The organism is Helicobacter turcicus, from assembly GCF_019711685.1.
GTDB classification, from domain to species: domain Bacteria; phylum Campylobacterota; class Campylobacteria; order Campylobacterales; family Helicobacteraceae; genus Helicobacter_D; species Helicobacter_D turcicus.
Window position 1 is genome coordinate 111,232 of sequence record NZ_JAIGYQ010000004.1, and the last position, 15,438, is coordinate 126,669.

Here is a 15,438-nt window from a genome sequence, read left to right on the forward strand (position 1 = left end):
AGTTCTGTGGGATTTTATTTGAAATTAGCTTATAAGGGATTGAATTGCCTTAATGACTAGGTTTGGTGTGAGTGCGCGCATACATTTGTGGTAGTCTTTGGAATCTTTTAGCAGCGGACAAGTGCGTTGCATACAAGGCATACAAGAGAGTTTTTTTCCTAATGTTTCAAGGGAGATAATTTGAGCATTCTTAGCACAAAATGGCGCAGTTTCTTGTGCATTTGTAGGACCAAAGAGGGCTAAAGTTGGAATTCCTAATGCACTTGCAATGTGCATTGGACCGCTATCGTTAGTTAGTAGTAAGTCTAAATGTAAAAAATATGCTATCAGGCTTGGAATATTTGTTTTTCCGCTTAAATTAAGAATGGCATTATTGTGTTGGAATTTTGTTGGTAAATGCTCTAAAATAGTTGCATTGATTGGACTTTCACTCTCTACACCAAAGAGTAAAATTTTGTAATTTTGCTCTAGTAAATATTCTATACATTTAGCAAAATAGGATTCTTCCCAACGTTTTGCTGCCCCAAAGGCAGCCCCCGCATTAATGCCTGCGATTTTGGAATTTTTAAAATTACTTGGAAGTGTGATATTTATGGGCTGTGGCTTTAGATAGAGTTTTTTTGGAATTGCTATAATCTCTGTTGGATTTTTGAGAAGTTCTAGTGTAGAGGTGGTGAGTAGGGCAAAACGCATTGCTTCATGCGCGTTTTTAGGCTTTTTTGGGTGATGGTGCAATAAAAAGCTTCGTAGTTCTTTTGCAAAACCTGCACGGAGTTTTGCGCCATTAAAAGCTAGAAACAAAGCAGAGAGAAAGTTGTTTTGAAAAGTTAATGCAAGGTCGCAAGGCGGAATCTTTTTTGCAAGTTTATATAAATTTAGGATTCTGAATTTGCCTTTTTTGCTGGTGTCTTCTAGGATTGTAACATTAGGATAATGCGCAAAAAGCGCAATGCTAACTTGAGAACCAACAAGAAAAAAATGCGCATTTTTAAAATTTACAAACAAAATCTCCAGACCATAAGTTGCCATAAGAGCGTCACCTAGCCAGTTTGGAAGTCGGATTAAAATATTCATAAAAGGCTTAGGATTTCTTGTGTGATATTTGGAATACTTTTATTAGCATCAATAGTGTAATGTGCGGAATTTTGGTAGATTTTTAGACGTTCTTTGTAAAGCTTAAATGCGGAATCTTTTTTGTGAAAAAGTGGACGTTTAGCGATTTCTTCGTTGTTCAAGCGCGTAAAAATTGTTTCAAAATCAAGGTGTAAGAGAAATACCTTTCCCATTTTTTTAACATTGCAGAATATCGGCATTCCACCACCTGTGGCAATGATTGTATGCGTGATGTGTTTTGCAGTGAAGTCGCAAAATTTGGATTCTAACTCTCTAAAATATGCTTCACCCTTTGTTGCAAAAATCTCCGTAATGCTTAGGTTTTCTTGGTAAGCAATAAGCAAATCACTATCTATTGCTAATGCTCCGTTTTCTTTATGGATAGCTCTAGCAATAGTGCTTTTGCCACTACCCATAAAGCCAATTAGCACGCAATTAGTAGAGTTCAATGCTGTAATTTCCTGTTTTTGTGTCTTTTGTGAGGTTATATTTATATTGCCCGTCTAAATCTAGTGTAATGCGATAAAAGTCTAAATGCGTATTTAGGCTAATTTGCGGAATTGTTGGAATCTTTGGTGTAAAGGATGTCTTTAGAGGTTTCTTGCTAGGTGCTTTAAAATCTAAAATCAAGCGCGTAGGAGACGCAAGAGTGAAGTCCCTAAGAAGTGTTAAGTGTGTATTAAGCGAGATGCTATTTTTAGTAATTTCAAAGTCAAAATACTCTTCTAATGGAAAACTTTCCTTGTTTGGAATATTAGGTGTTTTGGGCTGGATTTCTTGACTTAAAACTAAGGGAAAATGCCAATCAATATCGCCCTCTAACTCTTTTTCTAGTGTTGTGATAGAACCATTTAGATTCTGATACTCTAGGGTAATTTTTTTAATTTTTCTAGCAGTAGAGGGTAAAATTAATTCAGTTTTAGTGAATAAATCAAGTTGGGGTGCATTCGTGATTTGCCCGCTATCTTTTGGTGTGATGATAGGTGTAAAAGGGTCGCGCATTTTTCTTGTCGCATTGTTTTCTTGTGCGTTTGTAAGCTCTCTTGGAGCTAGATTTTCCATAATCCCTGTGGGTTCTGTGGAGGTTTCTGCTGGGCTTAGATTTTGTTTATTCGTATCAATACTTAATGTTGGAATTTCAGGTAGCGCAGTTTGGGGTTCTGTTTGTGCATTTAGAAGTGTTAGAGCAAAAGTTAGCATTAGAGTTAAAAATTTCATTTTGGTTCCAATCCTTTCAATTCAAAAAGTTCTTTTTGCAAGGTTGCATTTTCGTGCATTAGGCGATTAACTTCTTCACGCATTTGTGTTTCTTTCTGGTTAATCTCTAATAATACACTAAATGAGTTGTTTCCAAAAAGCAAGTTGCCAATATACACACCTACAATGCAAACTAACAAAATAAAGCTAAAAAAAGGCAGAAGCTTGTAGAATCCTCCCTTTTTAAACTCTAGCGATTCCATTATTTGAAGAGTTGTTTTCCTAGATACACAGGCGCACTAAGTTCGCCTTCAATAGCTAAGAGGCGATTGTATTTTGCCATCCTCTCACTTCTAGCAGTAGAGCCTGTTTTAATTTCTCCCGTATTTAGTGCTACAGCAAAGTCGGCGATGAATGTATCTTCACTTTCTCCACTTCTGTGGCTCATAATGCAGCGGTAACAATTGCGCTGTGCTAGGCGGATTGTTTCCATAGTTTGAGTGATTGTTCCAATTTGGTTTGGTTTAATTAGCACAGCATTTGCGATGTTTTTTTCAATACCTTGTGCTAAAATCTTTGCATTTGTTACAAACAAATCATCTCCTACTAGTTGCACTTTGTTGCCAAGCTTTTGGGTGAGTTTCTCCCATCCACTCCAATCGTCTTCGCTTAGCCCATCTTCAATAGAGATAATAGGATACTTAGCAATGAGTTTTTCGTAATATTCAATCATCTCTTCTGCGCATAGCTCTCTATTTTCTCCCCTTAAGCAATAGATTCCTTTGTCATTAACAAACTCACTACTTGCAACATCAAGTGCAATTGCAATTTGCTCCCCCTCTTTATATCCAGCTTTTCTCACGGCTTCTAAAATAACTTGGATAGGCTCTTCATTGTTTTTAAGGTTAGGAGCAAATCCTCCTTCATCTCCTATACTTGTGATATGTTTGGAATCTTTTAGGATTTTTTTGAGATGCTGGTAAATCTCTGCACTTGCACGCATTGCCTCACTAAAGCTATTAAAGCCTATTGGCATAATCATATATTCTTGAAAATCCACTGTGTTATCTGCATGGCTTCCACCATTGATGATATTTAGCATAGGGATGGGAAGGGTAAGAGCATTTGCACCCCCTAAATAACGATAAAGTGGTATATTTAGACTTTGTGCAGCGACTCTAGCAACTGCCATTGAAACACCCAATGCTGCATTTGCTCCTAGATTTGAGAAATTTTCTGTGCCATCTAAAGCAACTAAAAGATTATCAATTGCAACTTGGTCATAAGGGCTTAGCCCGATGATTTCTTCTGCAATTTTTGTTTGGACATTTTCGCATGCTTTTAAGACACCTTTTCCTAAAAATCTCTCATCGCCATCTCTAAGCTCCAAAGCTTCTCTTTTTCCTGTGCTTGCACCACTTGGGACAATTGCACTTGCAACACTCCCATCACTTAAAAGAGCCGTTGCTTTAATCGTCGGGTTGCCACGGCTATCTAATACTTCTTGTGCGCTAATATCATCAATATAAACCATATTTTTATCCTTATCTTGTTAGTCTTCAGTATTATTATTTGATAAATCATCTGTAATGGAAATGGAAGCTTTGATTTTTTCTTCAATTTCTTGTGCAATTTCTGGGTTTTCTTTTAAAAAGATTTTTGCATTTTCTTTGCCTTGCCCAAGTTTTTTATCTCCATAGCTTAACCAAGCTCCACTTTTATCCACAATATCAAGTTTTACGCCATAATCAATAAGCTCACCCTCTTTACTGATCCCTTCTCCAAACATAATGTCAAATTCTGCTCCTCTAAAGGGTGGGGCAACTTTATTTTTTACAACTTTTGCTTTAACACGATTCCCAATGTTTTGTTCGCCTTGTTTTAAAGAAGCGATTCTGCGCACATCAATTCTCACACTTGCATAAAACTTTAGTGCATTTCCTCCTGTTGTTGTCTCTGGACTTCCATACCCCATAACACCGATTTTCATACGGATTTGATTGATAAAAATAACGGTGGTATGCATTTTGTGAATCACGCCCGTTACTTTACGAAGAGCTTGACTCATTAAACGCGCTTGAAGACCAACATGTTGGTCTCCCATATCGCCATCAATTTCACTTTTTGGAGTCAGTGCTGCAACAGAGTCAATGACAATTAAATCCACGCCGCCACTACGTGTTAGTGTCTCTAAAATTTCTAGTGCTTGCTCACCAAAGTCTGGTTGTGAGACAAGCAAGTTCTCTACATCTACACCTAAACGTTTTGCATAGGTTACATCAAGTGCATGTTCTGCGTCAATAAAAGCGCAGATTCCACCTGCTTTTTGACACTCTGCTACAACTTGCAAGGCAAGTGTTGTTTTTCCGGAGCTTTCAGGACCATATACTTCAATAATCCTGCCTTTTGGGATTCCGCCAATCCCTAGTGCAATATCTAGCCCCAAAGAGCCTGTGCTAATTGCATCAATTTTATCCACAGGTTTGTCACCGAGTCTTATAAGCGCACCCTTGCCAAAGGCTTTATCAATTTGCTTAATGGCAAGCTCAATTGCTTTTTGCTTATTCTCATCTAAAGCCATTTTTTCTCCTAAAAAATAAAAACTTTATTCTAGCTAAATAACATAAAAAAATGCAATAATGTGGAATTTTTGAAAAATTAACGCACTATACTAGGGTTGTATATCTCACATAAAGTTTAATAAATTTTAGCTATAATGAAATTTTACAAAAAGAGGGTAGTATCATGGATTTGATTATTGAAAGGGCGTTTGTGCAGGTGCTTCAAGATACGCTAGGAGCAACTCCATTGCGCGTTGAGGGCAAACTTTTAAAAGGTTATCTTTCAAATATTGATGTTGCGTTTGAAGATGGGAGACGTAATGCCATTACCTTTGTAAGCTCTAAGGAATTTTTAGAATCTTTAGGATTTTGCTTATTTGGAGAGAATGTGTCTGATGATTTAGAGTTGCGTGATTTATCGCAAGAATTAGCAAACTTAACAATAGGTTTAGCAAAAGTATTAGCTGTTAGAGAGAATGTGAGTTTTAATATCACAACACCGCGTGCTTTTGGTTTTGGAGAGTTTCAAGATGTGCAATCGCGTTGCTTAAATTTTGAGCTAAATGGCGCACTTTGTTCATTATTTATGCACACATAAAAGGAAAAATATGCCAGCAGATGAATTTACACTCGCAAAAATCCAAGCACCTAAGCAAGAGGATTTAGCACGTTACTTAGAAGGGATTATGAATAACTATGGTGGGCTTTTGGATATGGAAGTTGTATTTCGTTCCGAGCTAGGCTCTACAAAGGTTCCACTTTCAGAAATTTTGCAGTTTGAAAAAGGGTCAATTATTGATTTGCAAAAACCAGCAGGGGAGAGTGTGGAGATTTTTATCAACGGGCGGATTATTGGTAAGGGCGAGGTTATGGTGTATGAGAAAAACCTTGCAATTCGTGTGAATGAGATCTTGGATTCTAATGCAATTATTTATTATTTAACACGTGAGAGTATAAGCACTGTATGAAGCCTATTTGTTTATTGTTATTTTTATTTTTTGGGATTTTTGCATTTGCAGATAATGTTGAAAGTGCTATTAAGCAAAGCGGTGCTGTAAATACTAGCATCTCTCCTGATTTTACCACGAATAAGACTACACCCAAAGACGCTCTGATTTTGCCACCTTTGCATGATTCTAATGCGGAATCGCAAAACTTGTTTCCCTTTGAAACAGGACGCTCTCCACTTGAGGGCATTAGTGGATTCCAATATTTTGGCGTGATTTTAATTTTACTAGGCTTACTTGCTTTTTTATGGTATGTGAAAAACCGACTAAACGTCCCAAAGTTAAAAGTGCGCACAGGCTCTTTTAGGTTTTTTAATAAAGACGCTAATGAGAGTGAGGGGCAAATTGACGTGCAGTCTGTAACCGCACTAAGTGTGCAAAGTAAGTTAGTTGTTTTTGAGGCATACAACAAACGTTATTTGGTGATTTTAAATCCCAACGATACAACGCTTATTGATTCTTATGAAATTAAAAGCACATTTAAGGATATGTTAGACCAAGACAATCAAAACAATGCGAAATAATCTAATTGCTCTTTCTCTTTCTCTACTTATCCATTGCATTCTTTTTTTATTGCTTTTTTTGCGTTTTGAAGCAAAACTTGAAAATATCTACAATCCTCCTCAAATGGGGAGTGAACAGGGTGAGCGTGTGAGTTTGAAGCATTTTAAATTTCAACAAGGCGAAGCTTCACAAAACATGGAATCTAAAACAAAAGATTCTAAAAGTGTGGAATCCTTAGCAAGTTTGGAGTCTAAAAAACAAGCAATGCAACAAGAGATTAAAAAAGAAATTCCACAAAAACAAGAGCTAAAACCACAAGAAAAACCTCGCATTGCGCAAAAGAAAGAATCCAAAATGGAAGCGGATTCTAAACTTAAAGAGATAAAAACTGCCAAAGCCACACAAGCTAAACCAAGTCAAGCTTCTAAAACTTCCAATTTAAGTGCGTTAGAAAAAAATCTCTCATCGCCTTCTATTTATGACTTTGGGATAAGTGAGCAAACAGAGCAAATTAAGGATTTGTATGGAGCTGAGTTTGGCTCTTTAAGCCCAAATGCGCAAAAGTTTATTAAAAGCAATTTAGATAAAATTGGAAAAATCACACAACGTTATTTAAAATACCCAGCAATTGCTGGAAAAATCGGACAAGAGGGCGATAATATCGTGGAGTTTTATCTGTATCCAAATGGAGATATTACAGATTTAAAACTTTTACACTCAAGTTCTTATACGCTTCTTGATGATAATTCCTTGCATACCATTAGAATTGCCTATAAAGACTATCCCTACCCAAGCGAGAAAACAAAAATCCGCATTCGTGTGATGTATCGGATTTATTAGATATAATTTGCGTTTTTAAAGGTGGAGTATGCAAGATTTTTTAGACGACTTAAATCCTAGTCAGCGTGAAGCGGCAACAAGCATTGATGGGGCACTTTTGATTTTAGCTGGTGCTGGAAGTGGTAAAACAAAAACAATCACTGCGCGTCTGGCTTATTTGATTGATGTAGTTGGGATTCCACCTAGCAATACTTTAACCCTCACCTTTACCAATAAAGCAGCAAGTCAAATGCAAAAACGTGCTTTAAGTATGATTAAAAACACTTCCATACACCCACCTTTACTTTGCACTTTTCATAAATTTGGATTATTGTTTTTGAAGTTTTATATCACGCATTTAGGGCGCAAGGCGAATTTTATTCTAGCAGATAGTGAGGATACTAAACGTATTGTTAAAGAGCTAAATAGCGATTTAGCTCCACTGCCTTTAGTTCTTAGTGAAATCTCACGTTACAAAAATGCGCAAATGACTTCTAGTGAGGCACTAAAAAATGCGCATAATGACACATATAAACATATTGCTAAAGTCTATGGACGTTATGGTGAATTTTTACTGCAAAAAAATATGGTGGATTTTGATGATTTACTTTTGTTGCCTTTAGAGATTATGCAACAAAATCCTCAAGTCGCTAAAGAAGTGAGTGAAAAATATCAATACATAATGGTAGATGAGTATCAAGATACAAACCATTTGCAATATTTGCTTTTAAAATGCCTATGTTCTACGCACCAAAACCTTTGCGTGGTGGGTGATGATGACCAAAGTATTTATAGTTGGCGTGGAGCAAATATCCAAAACATTTTGCAATTTAGTGAGCATTTTAAAGGTGCTAAAGTGATAAAACTACAAGAAAACTATCGCTCCACACACACAATTTTGCAAGCTGCAAATGCACTTATTACAAAGAACAAAGAGCGTCTTGGAAAAACATTAATTAGCACTTTGGGCAAGGGAAAAAACATTGAGATTCTCCATGCTGGTGATGAGCAAGAAGAGGTGCAAAAAATCGCAAAAGAAATTCGCAAACTCTTAGATTCTGGAGTAAATCCTAAAGATATTGCTATTTTGTTTCGCTTAAATGCACTCTCACGCTCACTAGAAGAGGGCTTTAATCGCGCTAGGATTCCGTATGTGCTAGTCGGCGCGATTCGCTTTTATGAGAGAAGCGAAATTAAAGATGTGTTAAGTTATTTTCGTGTGCTTGTGAATTTAGAAGATGATTTTTCTCTTGCTCGTATTATTAATAAACCAAAACGTGGAATTGGAAAAACAACATTGGATAAAATTTTACAACTTGCACAAGCACACAAAACTAGTGTGTATCGCCTCTTTATTGCAGATTCCATACAAGAAGGGTTGCAAGAAACTCTAAAGAGCGCAATTGGTAAAAAAGCTTATGATGCAATAGAAGAGTTTTTTGCCACAATGTTAAGCCTACAAGAGAGTTTGAGGCAATCTAGCTTAAGTTTTATTGATACATTTGAACAAAAAATTGGGCTTTGTGAGGCTTTAAGTAAAAGCCATGATGAGATTGATAGGGTGAGTAATATTGAAGAATTTTATGGTGTGTATCGTGAGTATATCAAGCAAAATCCGCTAATGGAGTTAGAAGATTTTTTAAACGACCTTGCGCTTAGAAGCGACCAAGAAGATATAGAAATGCGCAAAGAGAGCAGGGGTATTGTGGGTGTGTCGTGCATGAGTGTGCATTCTAGCAAGGGGTTAGAGTTTGATTATGTGTTTGTTATCGGACTAGAGGAAGGTTTTTTTCCGCTTGTGCGTGAAGATAGCAATATAGAAGAAGAGCGCAGACTTGGTTATGTGGCTTTTACACGTGCGAAAAAAGAGCTATTTTTGAGCTATGCGGATTCTAGGTTTTATCGTGGGAATCGCGCAAGTTTAGCCCCTTCACGTTTTTTAAGTGAAAGCGGTGTGTGTGGGACGCATTTTAAAGAAGAAGCAAAAAGGGATTCTAACACAGGCAGCTTTAAAAGAGGGGATTGTGTCATGCATAAAATCTTTGGTGCAGGTAGAATTTTAGAAGTAAGTCAAAGCGGAAAAGAACTCAAGCTTAAAATTAATTTTGGCGGACTTGAACGAGAGATTTTAGGAAGCTATGTAAGCAAGGTATAGTGTGATTACGATTTTGTGCATAGGGTGATGTGTGCCATTTAGAGTGCTATGCGCAAATTTTAAAATTGCTTTTTGCAAGGATTTAATAGCCATAAATAATGAACAAAATATGTTAGATTCCACATTTTTAGAATCCCTAGCGCATTTTGCGCAAGAAAAAGCGCAGAACTTCGCCTAAGAGAATGACGCTAAAACTTGTGGCAATGATTTTGCACCAAAGTAGAAATTCCAAAGGTTGTGTTTTGAAGACTTGCGCGCCAAACTCCACAATTAGCACTTGTAATGCAAATGTCAGCATAAAAGTCCCTAGCATTAAGTGATTGCTTAAGAGATTGCTAAAAATACTTTGTGTTTCTAGTTCCCTTGCGTTAAAGGCGTTAAAAAGCTGAAAAACAACAAATAAAGTAAAAAGTGTTGTGCTTTTTTGTGTATCTTGTGCGCCTAAAAAGTTTGTAAAATATTGCAATAAACACACTACTGCAATAAAGATTCCGCTACTTGTAATTAGCCATAGCATATTACGTGTGATGATGTTAGCATTGCGTTTAATGGGTTTTTGCTCCAAGATGCATTTAGATGCAGGTTCTAGCCCAAGAGTTAGGGCTGGTGGTCCGTCCATTATGAGATTAACCCATAAAAGTTGCAAAGCACTAAATGGTGCGGTAAATCCACACACAACAGCGGCAAGAACGATTAAAACAGAGCTTAAATTCACGGTGAGTTGGAATTGGATAAAACGTTGAAAATTTTGATAGATTCCACGTCCTGATTCTATGGCTTTAACAATAGTTGCAAAACTATCATTAAGTAGGATAATATCACTTGCTTCTTTGGAAACTTCTGTGCCATTAATGCCCATTGCTATTCCAACATCAGCACTTTTTAAGGCGGGAGCATCATTGATTCCATCACCTGTGAGTGCGACAATATTGCCTTCAGCCTTTAGGGCATTTACAATTTGCATTTTAGTGCTTGGTGTAGAGCGTGCAAGGATTGTAATGTTAGGAAGAATCTTTAAAAGCTCTTCTTGGCTTAGTTTTTCAATCTCTTGTGCTTCAATGGCAATAGAATGCTTATTTAGCAAATGCAATTGATTGCCTATGGCTTTTGCAGTCTCTAGGTTATCTCCTGTTAGAATCTTAAGGGTAATGCCAGCATTTTTACAAGCTTGGATTGCAGCATACACATCTTCACGCAATGGATCGGCAATTGCCACAAAGCCACAAAACTCCATTTCTGATTCTAACTCTTCGCGTTGTGGTATGGAGGCACTAAGTGGAATCTCTTTTTGCGCAAAGGCAATCATGCGGTAAGCTTGGGTTTGATAGGTTTTAATATTTTTTATAATGGAATCTAAATTTGAAAATCTTTTGCATTGGGTTAGAATTTTCTCTGGAGAGCCTTTAGAATAGCATATTAATTTATCGCTAAAGCGCACAAGCGTGGTCATATTTTTTGTTTGTGAAGCAAAAGGGTAGGTGTGTAAAATTTCGGCATTTTGACGCATTTGTTGATAATGGAATCCTAGATCTTTAGCATACACAAGTAAGGCGCATTCTGTCGGATTACCAATAAATTCGCCATTATGTCCAAGATTTGCAGTAGAGTTTAGTGTGCAATTTTCTATAAAGTGCTGGAATGGAATTCTAAGAGATGGGCTTAACGTTTTTTGTGTAAGCATTTGATCTAAGATAAAGCAATGTTTAATGGTCATTTTATTTTGTGTAAGAGTGCCTGTTTTATCGCTACAAATGATATTTACACAGCCGATAGTTTCACAAGCTACAAGTTTTTTAACAAGTGCATTTTGTTTAGACATTTTAATGATGTTAAGTGCAAGTGAGATTGCTACGATTGTGGGTAAGCCCTCTGGCACAGAGGCAACAATTAAAACAATGCTAGAAATAAAAGCTTGTGCTATGCTCTGGAATGCGATTTCCCCCCTAAAGATAAAGAATCCTACTTGGATAAAAAAGGCTAGCATTGCGGCAGTAGCACCAAAAAGAGTGATTTTGCCGCTTAATGTTTTTAGCTTCTCTTGTAAAGGAGTGGTGGATTTTTGTTTGCAATCAAGAGCAGTTGCAATTTTGCCAAACTCTGTATTATCTCCTGTGGCTACACATAGGGCTTTTGCGTTGCCTTGCGTGATGAAACAGCCTCTATAAAGCATAGTGGCATTTGTGATTTCTTGATTATCTTTTAAGGAATGCTTTAAGCTTGGCATACTTTCGCCTGTTAGACTTGATTCATCACTTAAGAGACTTTGTGCGTGGAGAATAACACAATCGCTTGGAATCTTATCTCCACTCTCTAATAAAATAATATCCCCTACAACCACTTCTTCTTGAGGGATTTGCGCAATTTCTCCATGACGTAAAAGACGCACTTGATTGCCCTGTGTGATAGCATTTAGTGTTTCAAATGCCTTTTGACTGCGACGTTCCATTGTAAGTGTGATACCAATGGAGAGAAAAATGGCAATAAAGATTCCAACGCATTCTAAGAAGTTTGCGCTTCCCTCTGCTAAGTATTCGTAAGTATTAATGCTAAGTGCTAGGGTAGCAGCAAAAAGTAGCAATAACACCATAGGTTCTTTAAAAGCATTGAAGAGTTCGTTAAGTAGGCTTGGTGGAGGAGTTTTGCTAAAGGCGTTAATCCCAAATTTTGCTCTGCTATTTTCTACTTGAGTTTGTGTTAAGCCATAGTTGGAATCGGTTTTTAAAGCGAATTGTAGCGGAATGTCTTGTGGCATTTCTAAAGCTGTTTTTAAAGGGTTTGCTTGAATTTTTGGGTTAGGATTCAAAATGGCTCCTTTTGCTAGATATGAGCCAAATTTGCAGTAGAGGGATCATATATAGCTTATTTAAGTTATATATGAGTCTCATAATTTAAGGCAAAACCAGAATCTTTAAAGACTCATTATGTTGGCTTGCCACGCCTATAAAAGCGCTTACTACTCCCTCATAGAGCTAGAATTGTAACAAAATTTCATAAAAAAGCAAAATTTGTTGCATTAACAAGTCCCATTAGGTTAGCCTTTACACCAAAAGTTGGGCAATCTACGCATTTTGCTAAGGGTTTTTTAAAATTAAAATTAATAAAAAGTTAGAGTTTAAAGTCTTTGAGAATCACCTAAAGCACTTAGGTGCTTTAGGCTATGCCATAATATCTAGCAAATTTGTGCTTTGGTTTGGAGTTTGTGTAGGTTGGCTTGGCGTTTGTGCTTGTGTTTGCAAATTTGCTTGCGCACCTTCCATTCCGCTTAAGAGTGAACTCATAAGTGTCTCTTCACTATCCATTGCTTTTTTAAGAGTGTTTAGGTTTCCACTTAACGCCACTGCACTGCTGTCAATACCTGAAATCATAATAGACTCCTTTCTTATGATTTATCATTCCTTTTTGTAAAAAGAATTGACACATTATATATCGGCAGTTTTTACAAAATGCTAAAGAATAAAAATTTTATTTATATTACACAATTGTTTGGGAATAATTTGCTAGAATTCCGCTTTATTTGGCTTAAAAAGGTGTGTTTATGAAAAAATTTTTAAAAATTCTTGCAATAAGTGTTGTTGGGGTCTTAGTAATCCTTGTTGGTGTGGCATTTTGGCTATTTTCAAGTAGCGGAAATGCGTTTTTAAAAGACAAAATCACAGAGATTGCAAACCAAAAAGCTCCCATTGGATTAGAATTTACACATTTTGATTTAGGTTTTAATTCCTATGCTTTTGCAATCACAGATAAGCAAAAATCTCAAATTGCGCTAAGTGGGGATTACTCGCTCTTTTCTCTTAATACAAAGGCAAAAGTGAATGCACTCATTAAGGATTTAGCACTTTATGAAAAACTTATAGGAATGCGTTTAAATGGTGACGTGAGTGTTAATGGTGATGTAATCAAGGAGTCTAATAAGCTTGCTATTAATGCAGATATTAAAGCCTTTAATAGTATGATAAAAGCAGATGTGAGCTTAGAAGACTTTAAGCCCAAACGTTTATTTTTAAGTAGCAAAGAGGGGATTTATGTAGAATCTTTACTCTCTTTTTTGAATCAGCCACAATACGCAAAAGGTAGAATCTTAATCAATGCAGATATGGACATTTCAAATCTACAAGCACCAAGTGGAGGATTTAATATTGCTTCAAGTGCAATTACGCCAAATACTGCACTTTTGCGTAAGACTTACGGGCTTGTGCTTCCAAAAGATTCCATTAAATTAGCAATTAATGGTGTTGCAAAGAATGATAGCATTACCACTACACTCCTTGCAACTTCTAGTTATTTAAATGTGGAATCTAACAACCTAAAAGCAAGCATTGTAGATTTCTCAAGCAATGGAGATATTAAGGTGAGTGTAAAAAATATCGGCTTTAGCGATTTTATGCTAAAAACCCCGCTTCTAGCAAATATCAACCTAAAATCTAGCAATATTGCTAACCAAGAAGCAACACTAGCTCTAAATGCAGTAACAAATCCGATTCTTGCACATATTGTAATGCCAAATTATGCACCACAAAGCGTCAAACTCAATGCAAAAGATTTAAATCTAAAAGAACTTGTTCAACTTGCTTCTAATTATGCAGATATGAAAGATTATGCCGTAAATGGTAGTGTAAGTTTAAATGCACTTGTGGATAAAATTAATCTCTCCCCGCTAAATTATACGTTAAAGGGGGATTTAAAAAGCACGATTGCAAGTTTGCAATATCAAGGCTTGGAGATTGGCAAAGATAATACACTAAATGCGGAAATTAGCGGTAATGCAAAGGACTTAAAAGTGCGGGTGGATAGTGATTTATTTGATTCTAAATTGTTAGCAAACGCAGAATTAGAAAGTAACGTTCCACAAAATGTGCAAGTGGATATTAAAGGATTAAACTTACAAAAACTTGCTAAGCTTTTGCAATACAATGCGCAAGGTGTTTTAAATGCAAAAGCAGATTTGACAAATTTTAAAGATTCTAATTTTGATGGAGATTTTAGCGTAGAATCTAAGCAGATTACTCTAGCAAAGGCGACTTTAAACAAGCTTAGTGGAATGGAGTTTAAAAAGGATTTAAGTTTTGCATTGGAGGGCTTAGGAAAAATTAAAAATGGCAGTGGGGAGGCTATGTTAAATGTAGATGGCAAAGACATTCAAGCAACAATCCAAAATGCAAAAATAGATTTGAAAAATAATGCTTATAGTGCAGATTTTGCTCTAAGCACACCAGAGATTGCAAATATTAATCCCTTATCAATGGCACTAAAGGGGGCTTTGAGCCTTAAAGGAAGTGCAGGTTTTGCTAATAATAAGCCTAGTTTAATTCTCCAAAATAGAGATTTTGGAAGCTTTGATGTGGCACTAAAGAATGAAAAACTGCTTGTTAGCGGGAAAGATTTGGATATTAAAAAGATTGCAGCTTTTACGGATAATGGGAAGCTTATTAAAGGTGGAGTTGCAAATTTAAATGCGGATTTAAGTATTAAAGGAGATGATGCAAAAACCATTATCAAGCATTTAAATGGAAGTGTGGAGTTAAACACTAGAAATTTAGAAATTTATAGTATTGATATTGATGCGCTTGCTAAAAATTATGAAAACACAAATAGCGTGAATTTGCTTGATGTGGGAGCATTTGTGTTAGCTGGTCCGCTTGGCGTTGCTGTAACTAAAGGGGGCGATGCAGGAATGTTGGGCTTAAATGCAGTGGTAAATTCTAAAAGTGTGATTAAAGAGTTAGAAGCGAAATTTGCACTTAAAAATGGCGTTGCACAAGCAGAAGATGTAGCCTTTGCAACGGGCAAAACAAGAATGGCAGCAGTGGGTGCTATAAATCTCAATAATAACGCATTTGAGAATTTTTCTATTGGATTACTAGATGAAAAAGATTGTGCAAAATACTCCCAAAAAGTCAGAGGCACATTAGATAATCCAAAAATTGAAATTACACAAACCGCTATTAAAACAGCAGTAAATCTTGCATCTTCTATCTTTAAAAAACTAAAAAAAGGAGCAGAAGTTGTTACAGAGCCTGTTTTAGGAGAGGCTAAGGCTTGTGTGCCATTTTACCATGGCAGTGTGAAACACCCAAAATAAAAG

15 protein-coding genes are annotated in these 15,438 nt (G+C 36.4%); 7 read left to right on the forward strand and 8 right to left on the reverse strand.

The features are described 5' to 3' along the window. Positions 1-24: 24 nt before the first annotated feature. The 6 genes from waaF to recA are packed head-to-tail and all read right to left on the reverse strand — an operon-like array spanning position 25 to position 4,891. Entirely contained in the window at positions 25-1,074 is a 1,050-nt protein-coding gene (gene waaF, locus K4G57_RS04125) for a lipopolysaccharide heptosyltransferase II (RefSeq protein ID WP_221531843.1), read from the reverse strand. Beyond that, positions 1,071-1,562, reverse strand: a complete 492-nt coding sequence (locus K4G57_RS04130; protein WP_221531842.1) for a shikimate kinase — start codon at positions 1,560-1,562, stop codon at positions 1,071-1,073. The genes waaF and K4G57_RS04130 overlap by 4 nt, the downstream gene beginning before the upstream one ends. Then, the gene (locus K4G57_RS04135) at positions 1,549-2,331 is read right to left on the reverse strand and encodes an AMIN domain-containing protein (protein ID WP_236033201.1); all 783 of its coding nucleotides are present in this window, start codon (positions 2,329-2,331) and stop codon (positions 1,549-1,551) included. The genes K4G57_RS04130 and K4G57_RS04135 overlap by 14 nt, the downstream gene beginning before the upstream one ends. Beyond that, the gene (locus K4G57_RS04140; protein WP_221531841.1) at positions 2,328-2,573 is read right to left on the reverse strand and encodes a hypothetical protein; all 246 of its coding nucleotides are present in this window, start codon (positions 2,571-2,573) and stop codon (positions 2,328-2,330) included. Before K4G57_RS04140 ends, K4G57_RS04135 begins: the two co-directional genes overlap by 4 nt. Continuing rightward, on the reverse strand, positions 2,573-3,844 hold the full coding sequence (gene eno / locus K4G57_RS04145; RefSeq protein ID WP_221531840.1) for a phosphopyruvate hydratase: 1,272 nt from the start codon (positions 3,842-3,844) through the stop codon (positions 2,573-2,575). The genes K4G57_RS04140 and eno overlap by 1 nt, the downstream gene beginning before the upstream one ends. Before the next feature lie 18 nt (positions 3,845-3,862). Beyond that, the gene (recA, locus tag K4G57_RS04150) at positions 3,863-4,891 is read right to left on the reverse strand and encodes a recombinase RecA (protein ID WP_221531839.1); all 1,029 of its coding nucleotides are present in this window, start codon (positions 4,889-4,891) and stop codon (positions 3,863-3,865) included. 164 nt (positions 4,892-5,055) lie between these two features. Between recA and K4G57_RS04155 the strand changes: the two genes are divergently transcribed. Genes K4G57_RS04155 through K4G57_RS04180 form a run of 6 tightly spaced genes read left to right on the forward strand, consistent with a single transcriptional unit; the run spans position 5,056 to position 9,534 of the window. Continuing rightward, the gene (locus K4G57_RS04155; protein WP_221531838.1) at positions 5,056-5,469 is read left to right on the forward strand and encodes a hypothetical protein; all 414 of its coding nucleotides are present in this window, start codon (positions 5,056-5,058) and stop codon (positions 5,467-5,469) included. A 10-nt stretch (positions 5,470-5,479) separates the two neighbouring features. Beyond that, the gene (gene fliN / locus K4G57_RS04160) at positions 5,480-5,839 is read left to right on the forward strand and encodes a flagellar motor switch protein FliN (protein ID WP_221531837.1); all 360 of its coding nucleotides are present in this window, start codon (positions 5,480-5,482) and stop codon (positions 5,837-5,839) included. Then, a complete protein-coding gene (locus K4G57_RS04165; protein ID WP_221531836.1) occupies positions 5,836-6,402 on the forward strand; it encodes a hypothetical protein in 567 nt (188 codons plus the stop codon). Before fliN ends, K4G57_RS04165 begins: the two co-directional genes overlap by 4 nt. Further along, on the forward strand, positions 6,392-7,222 hold the full coding sequence (locus tag K4G57_RS04170; protein ID WP_236033200.1) for an energy transducer TonB: 831 nt from the start codon (positions 6,392-6,394) through the stop codon (positions 7,220-7,222). The genes K4G57_RS04165 and K4G57_RS04170 overlap by 11 nt, the downstream gene beginning before the upstream one ends. Positions 7,223-7,250: 28 nt before the next feature. After that, on the forward strand, positions 7,251-9,356 hold the full coding sequence (locus K4G57_RS04175; RefSeq protein WP_221531835.1) for an ATP-dependent helicase: 2,106 nt from the start codon (positions 7,251-7,253) through the stop codon (positions 9,354-9,356). Between the two features lie 31 nt (positions 9,357-9,387). After that, on the forward strand, positions 9,388-9,534 hold the full coding sequence (locus K4G57_RS04180; protein ID WP_221531834.1) for a hypothetical protein: 147 nt from the start codon (positions 9,388-9,390) through the stop codon (positions 9,532-9,534). Here the strand turns inward: K4G57_RS04180 and K4G57_RS04185 are convergent. Further along, positions 9,493-12,159, reverse strand: a complete 2,667-nt coding sequence (locus K4G57_RS04185; protein WP_236033199.1) for a calcium-translocating P-type ATPase, PMCA-type — start codon at positions 12,157-12,159, stop codon at positions 9,493-9,495. The two genes, K4G57_RS04180 and K4G57_RS04185, sit on opposite strands and share 42 nt — an antisense overlap. A 352-nt stretch (positions 12,160-12,511) precedes the next feature. Then, positions 12,512-12,721, reverse strand: a complete 210-nt coding sequence (locus tag K4G57_RS04190) for a hypothetical protein (protein WP_221531833.1) — start codon at positions 12,719-12,721, stop codon at positions 12,512-12,514. A 170-nt stretch (positions 12,722-12,891) separates the two neighbouring features. On the opposite strand from K4G57_RS04190, the gene K4G57_RS04195 reads away from it, so the two are divergent. After that, complete coding sequence (locus K4G57_RS04195) at positions 12,892-15,435, forward strand: AsmA family protein (RefSeq protein ID WP_221531832.1); 2,544 nt, start codon at positions 12,892-12,894, stop codon at positions 15,433-15,435. Positions 15,436-15,438: the final 3 nt, after the last annotated feature.